Annotated in this window: 6 protein-coding genes; 1 reads left to right on the forward strand and 5 read right to left on the reverse strand. The window is 66.9% G+C overall.

From position 1 onward, the window contains the following. Positions 1-73: 73 nt before the first annotated feature. From RR928_RS03780 to RR928_RS03800, 5 genes are read right to left on the reverse strand one after another with little or no spacing between them, the layout of a single operon-like run. Positions 74-787: an ABC transporter ATP-binding protein gene (locus RR928_RS03780; protein WP_332548078.1), complete on the reverse strand. Its 714-nt coding sequence runs from the start codon at positions 785-787 to the stop codon at positions 74-76. After that, positions 780-1,529: an ABC transporter ATP-binding protein gene (locus RR928_RS03785; RefSeq protein ID WP_332534967.1), complete on the reverse strand. Its 750-nt coding sequence runs from the start codon at positions 1,527-1,529 to the stop codon at positions 780-782. Before RR928_RS03785 ends, RR928_RS03780 begins: the two co-directional genes overlap by 8 nt. Next, the gene (locus RR928_RS03790; protein WP_332534965.1) at positions 1,526-2,452 is read right to left on the reverse strand and encodes a branched-chain amino acid ABC transporter permease; all 927 of its coding nucleotides are present in this window, start codon (positions 2,450-2,452) and stop codon (positions 1,526-1,528) included. Before RR928_RS03790 ends, RR928_RS03785 begins: the two co-directional genes overlap by 4 nt. Next, the gene (locus RR928_RS03795) at positions 2,449-3,324 is read right to left on the reverse strand and encodes a branched-chain amino acid ABC transporter permease (RefSeq protein ID WP_332534963.1); all 876 of its coding nucleotides are present in this window, start codon (positions 3,322-3,324) and stop codon (positions 2,449-2,451) included. The genes RR928_RS03790 and RR928_RS03795 overlap by 4 nt, the downstream gene beginning before the upstream one ends. 12 nt (positions 3,325-3,336) lie before the next feature. Continuing rightward, positions 3,337-4,566 carry an amino acid ABC transporter substrate-binding protein gene (locus RR928_RS03800; protein WP_332534961.1) on the reverse strand — a complete coding sequence of 410 codons (1,230 nt, stop codon included), beginning with the start codon at positions 4,564-4,566 and terminating at the stop codon, positions 3,337-3,339. 177 nt (positions 4,567-4,743) lie between these two features. Here RR928_RS03800 and RR928_RS03805 point away from each other — a divergent pair. Beyond that, positions 4,744-5,633, forward strand: an 890-nt coding sequence (locus tag RR928_RS03805; protein ID WP_332681538.1) for a helix-turn-helix domain-containing protein, incomplete at its 3' end; no start/stop codon positions are given.

The following is a 5,633-nucleotide window of genomic DNA, read 5'->3' on the forward strand; positions in this document are numbered from 1 at the left end:
CGCCCGTGGCGCCCACCGATTGGCCGCCGATCAGCATCTGTTGTTCGATCATGGAACTTCCTTCACAAAAAAATCAATGGGCTGCGCCCAGATACGCCTGTCGCACGGCAGGGCTGGCTTGCAGTTCTGCGGCCGTGCCCTGGCCCACGACAAGCCCGGTTTCCAATAGATAGCCGCGGTCGGCAATTGCCAGGCTCTGGCGCGCGTTCTGCTCGACCAGCAGCACGCCCACGCCCAGGTTGCGGATGCGTGCCAGCGCCGCGAACAGCTCCTTGCACATCAGCGGCGACAGGCCCAGCGACGGCTCGTCCAGCAACAGGATATCGGGCGCCGACATCAGCGCCCGGCCCACGGCCACCATCTGCTGCTCGCCGCCGCTCATGGTGCGCACGGTCTGCGGCATGCGCTGGGCGAGCTTGGGAAAGAGATCGAGCACGCGCGCCAGGCTTTGCGCTTCGAGCGCGCGTGCCCGCTTGGGCTGGGCGCCGAGCTGCAGGTTCTCGCGCACCGTCAGGTCGCCGAACACGCCGCGGCCTTCGGGCACCAGCGCGAGGCCGGCCTCGACCACCTGATGGGCCGGCAGCCGCGTGAGCTCCTGGCCCGCGAGCAGCACGCGCGCGCCGTCCTGCGGCCGCACCATCGCGCCAATCGCCTTGAGCAGCGAGGACTTGCCCGCGCCGTTCGCGCCCAGCATCACCACCAGCTCGCCCTTGGCGACCAGCAGCGACACGCCGCGCAGCGCCTGGTGCTTGCCATAGGCCAGCGAAAGATCGTGCACTTCAAGCATGGGCGCTCTCCTGGATGTCATCACTGCTGCCGAGATACGCCTCGATCACGCGCGCATCGCTGAGCACTTCGCGTGTCGGGCCGTCGGCAATGCGGCTGCCGGTGTTCATCACCACGCAGCGGCTGCACAGCGCGTGCACCGCATCCATCACATGTTCGACCATCAGCACCGTCATTCCTTCATCGCGCAGCGCGGCAATCAGCGCAATGCCCTGCTGCAGCTCCGTGGGGTTGAGCCCGGCCAGCCACTCGTCGAGCAGCAGCAGCTTGGGCGCGAGCGCCAGCGCGCGCGCCAACTCCAGCCGCTTCTGGTCGATATAGGTCAGCTCGGCGGCCGGCAGCCCGGCCTGGGCGCCCAGGCCCACGCGTTCGAGCAGTAGCTGCGCCGCATGTTCCGCGGCGCGGCCGTGCAGGCCGCCGGGGCGAAACGCCAGGCCCGCGGCGACGTTGTCGCGGCAGCTCATGCCGCCGAGCACGCGCACCAGCTGAAAGGTGCGCGCCACGCCCAGGCGCGCGATCTGGTGGCTGGCCAGGCCGCTGATGGTGCGGCCGTCAAAGCGCACTTCACCGGCGTTGAGCGGCAGGGCGCCCGAGACCAGGTTCATGGCCGTGGTCTTGCCCGAGCCGTTGGGGCCCAGCAGGCCCACGACCTCGCCCGCGTGCACGTCAAACGACAGGTCGTTGACCGCGACCAGGCCGCCAAAGCGCTTGCTCAGGCCCTTGAGTTCCAGCAGCGGCTTCATTTCCCGCCTCCGTTGTGCTTGCGCCGGCGCAGCCAGCCCGAGATGCCGTGGGGCACCGCATAGACGATGACCATGAACACCAGGCCGACAAGAATGGCGAAATGGTTGGGGAAATTCGCCGACAGGAACTCGAACAGCAGCACCAGCGGCACCGCGCCCAGCAGCGGCCCGAACAGCGTGCCCGCGCCGCCGAGCAGGGCCATGATCAGCGTCTGGAACGAGATGGCCGGCGCAAACGCAATCGTCGGGTCGAGGTAGGTCCAGCGCGGCGCCATGATCGCGCCGGCCACGGTCATGAAGGCCGCGCTCAGCGTGAACAGCAGCACCTTGACGCGCGTGGTGTTGATGCCCACGTGCACGGCCACGGTCTCGTCCTCGCCGATCACGCGCAGCGCCAGGCCCAGCCGCGTGCGCGCTATCCAGGCACGCAGGCCCAGCACCAGCGCCAGCAGCACCAGCAGCTGCCAGTAGATGTCCTGGGCCGTGATGTCGACAAACACATAGCGGCCCAGGTCCTTGGTGATGTTGACTTCGTACCAGGTCACGAGCTGCTTGACCAACTCGGCCAGGCCGAAGCTGAAGATCACGAAGTACACGCCCGACAGCCGCAGCGTCGCCAGGCCCACGACCAGCGCCATGGCCACGCCCACGCCCAGGGCGATCAGCAGCACCGCGGCCCAGGGCAGCGCTTCGCCGAACACCGCCGTGGTGTAGGCACCGACGCCGAAGAACGCCACGGTGGCCAGCGAGACATAGCGCGTGGGTCCCGAGAACAGCGCCCAGGCCGAGGCCAGCACGCTGTACATCAGCACGCTGATCAAGAGCGACAGGTAGTAGTCGTTGTGCATCCACTGGGGCACCGTGGCCAGGCCGGCCAGGGCGAGGGCGCCCGCGCCCCATGCCATTGCGTCGCGGCGGCTCATCGTGCGCCCTTTCCAAACAGGCCCGTGGGGCGCAGCAGCAGCACGCCGAGAAACAGCGCGTAGTTCACGGCCAGCGTCAGCCCGGGGTCGATGAAGGTCGCGACCAGGGTCTCGGCAAAGCCCAGCATCATTCCCGCGAGCAGGCAGCCCATCAGGTTGCCCACGCCGCCCATGATCACCACGATCAGCGCCTTCATCGCGAACATGGTTCCCATCGCCGCGGAAAACGGCAGGAACATGCTGACCAGCACGCCCGAGGCCGCGACCATCGCCCCGCCCAGGCCGAAGGCCAGCGCCGCGGTGAAGCGCACGTCGATGCCGACCAGCGGCGCAAAGCGCGGCGCGACCGAGACCGCGCGCACCACCGTGCCCATGCGCGTGCGCGTCAGCAGCAGGTACAGGCCCAGGCCCAGCGCGATGGCCACGCCCAGCACCAGCAGGCGGTTGGCCGCGACCGTGCTGCCCAGGATCTGCACCGGTGTCGAGAGATAGGTGTAGCTGTGGTAGTTGCCGCCAAACGCGACCATCATCACGCCCTGCACGACAAACATCAGGCCGAAGGTGGCGAGAATGGAGTCGACTTCCAGCGCCGGGCCCGCGCCCGTGCGCCGCACCAGCGGCGTCAGCAGCAATTGATAGACCAGCCACTGCACGATGAAGCCCAGGGGCAGCACCAGCAGCAGCATCAGAATGGGTGACAGCCCCCAGGCGGTCACGCCCAGATAGGCCAGAAAGGCCGGCGCGATCAGGAACTCCCCATAGGAGAGATTCATGATGCGCGCCACGCCGTATTGAAGGGTCAGCCCCATGGCGATCAGCCCGTAGAGGCCGCCCAGGGTGCTGCCCGCGAGCAGGATGTCGAGCAGGTTCATGGGGCCGGGACTTCAGTTCTTCCAGGCCGGTTTCGGGATGATCGCCGGCTTGGCGCCCGCGCGGTTGCTGGGCGCTACGCCATAGAATTCGCCGTTTTGCCACTGGCCCACGTACCAGAGCTTGGTCAGCATCTGGTTCTCGAGCTTGACCGGGCCGATGATGGTGTCGAAAGTACCGGTCCTGATTTCCTGCGTCACGGCCGCGCGGTCCACCTTGCCCACGCGCTCTATGGCCTGCTGCAGCACCTGCAGCGTGGTGTACTGGATAGTGCTGGCAAAGCGGTCGGGCTCATAGCCGGCCGATTCCTTGTGGCGCTTGAAGTAGTCCTTGATCGCGGGTGCGTCGAAGTCCACGCCGCCCGGCGCCATGATGCCTTCGGTGGCCGCGCCGAACTTGGCCTTGAACATCGGAAACTGCGTGCCCACGCCCGTGAACATCACCTTGGGGTTGAGGGCGTTGATGCGCGACTGCTCGGTGATCAGCATGGTGTCGGGCGGGTACGAGTAGGCAATGAACACATCGGCGTTCTTGCTCTTGATCTCGGTCAGCAGCGGCGTCATGTCCTGCGTGCCTATCGGATAGCTCTTGTCGTAGACCAGCTCGAAGCCATGCTGCTTGGCCGCCTTGCGCGTGGCGTTGGCCAGCTCCACGCCAAAGCCGTCGGCAATGTTGATCATGGCAATCTTGTTGCCTATCTTGCCTTCCTTCTTTGCGCTTTCCAGGTAGCTCACCAGCGACTCGGCATAGCCCGCGCCCGTGCCCAGGAAGAAAAACGCATGCTTCCAGCGCTTGGCCAGCTCGGGCGCCTTGTCGGTCACTGCAGTCGCTGCCAGCAGCGGGTACTTGTGCTTTTCGTAGGTCGGACCGACGGCCAGGTTGCTGCCCGTGCTCCAGGGCGGCAGCACGAAGTCGACCTTGTCCTGGGTCATCAGGCGCTCGGTGGCGCGCACCGCTTCCTCGGTGCTCGAGCGGTCGTCGTATTCGACGACTTCGATGGGCACGCGCTTGCCATAGGCCTTGAGCATGATGCCGCCCGCGGCATTGATCTCCTTGACCCACAGCTGGTAGTTGGGCATCACGGTGGCCGCGGTGCCGCCGGCGTTGTGCCCGGTCTTGGCAATGGCCCAGCCTATGCGCACCGATTTCGGTGCTTCCTGCGCCAGAGCCAGCGGCCCCAAAGTGGCGATGGCGGCAGCCGCAGTCACCTGCCTGAGCCAGAAACGTTTGCTTGCTGTCTTCATGCTTGTCTCCTTGGTCGCTCTTTTGCTGAGCGTGCAAGCATGCTAGGGCGTGGCCCCTGGCGCGGCTGTACTGAGCATGCACTAAGTCCTTGACTGTGAATGCACGGCGCTCAGGGTTTTCCAGTGCTGGCCCGCATGCCTGGATAATCGGCAGCCAACCCCGGGGAGGTAGCGAAGATGGACAGCAGCTTGAGCACCGATGGCCTGTCGGCCCAGGAAGCCGTACCCGCGTGGCAGGACTGGATGGCCACGCTGTTTTCGGGCCTGGGCACCGACCTTTACGGCGACACGGTGTTCGAAGGCCATCTGCAGCGCTCGCAGGCGGGTGCCGTGGTCATGACGCGGCTCGAGGCGGCGCGCCACCGCGTGATCCGCAGCGTCCAGGGGCGGCGCTCGCACGACCCCGACTATGTGAAGATCGTCGCCCCCTGGCAAGGGCTGGCGGCCGTGAGCCAGCAGGGCCGCGAAGCCAGCGCGCGCAGCGGCAGCTGGGTGATCTACGACACCAGCCAGGCCTATGAAGTCGCCAACCCCGAATGGTCCGAGCACCTGATCGTGATGCTGCCGCGCCGCAGCCTGGTGCAGCGCGGCATCCGGCTCGAAGGCCTGATGGGGCGCAACGTCGGTGGCAGCTCGGGCATTGCGCGCGTCGCGCTTGAAGCCATGCGCAGCACCTACCAGGAGCTGCCCACCATGGCGCCGGCCGTGGCCGAGCGCGCGGGCGAGCTGCTGATCGATCTGGTGCATCTGTCGCTGCAGGAGCTGTCGGGCCGGGGTACGGCGCTGACCCAGCAGGAAGCGTTCAAGGACCGCATCCGCGCCCATGTCGCGGCCCATGTGCGCGAGCCGCGGCTGTGCATAGACGACATCGCCCAGGCCATGAACTGCAGCAAGCGCCATCTCTACAACGCCTTTGCCGACGAACCCCTGACGCTGGCCGCCTGGATACAGCAGCTGCGCCTGGAACTGTGCATGCGCGAGCTGCGCGAGGCGCACGGCGCGCAGCGCACCATCACCGACATCGCTTTCGGCTGCGGCTTCAGCAACAGCGCGCATTTCAGCCGCGC

It is taken from the genome of Comamonas sp. (assembly GCF_036666375.1).
GTDB lineage: Bacteria > Pseudomonadota > Gammaproteobacteria > Burkholderiales > Burkholderiaceae_C > Comamonas.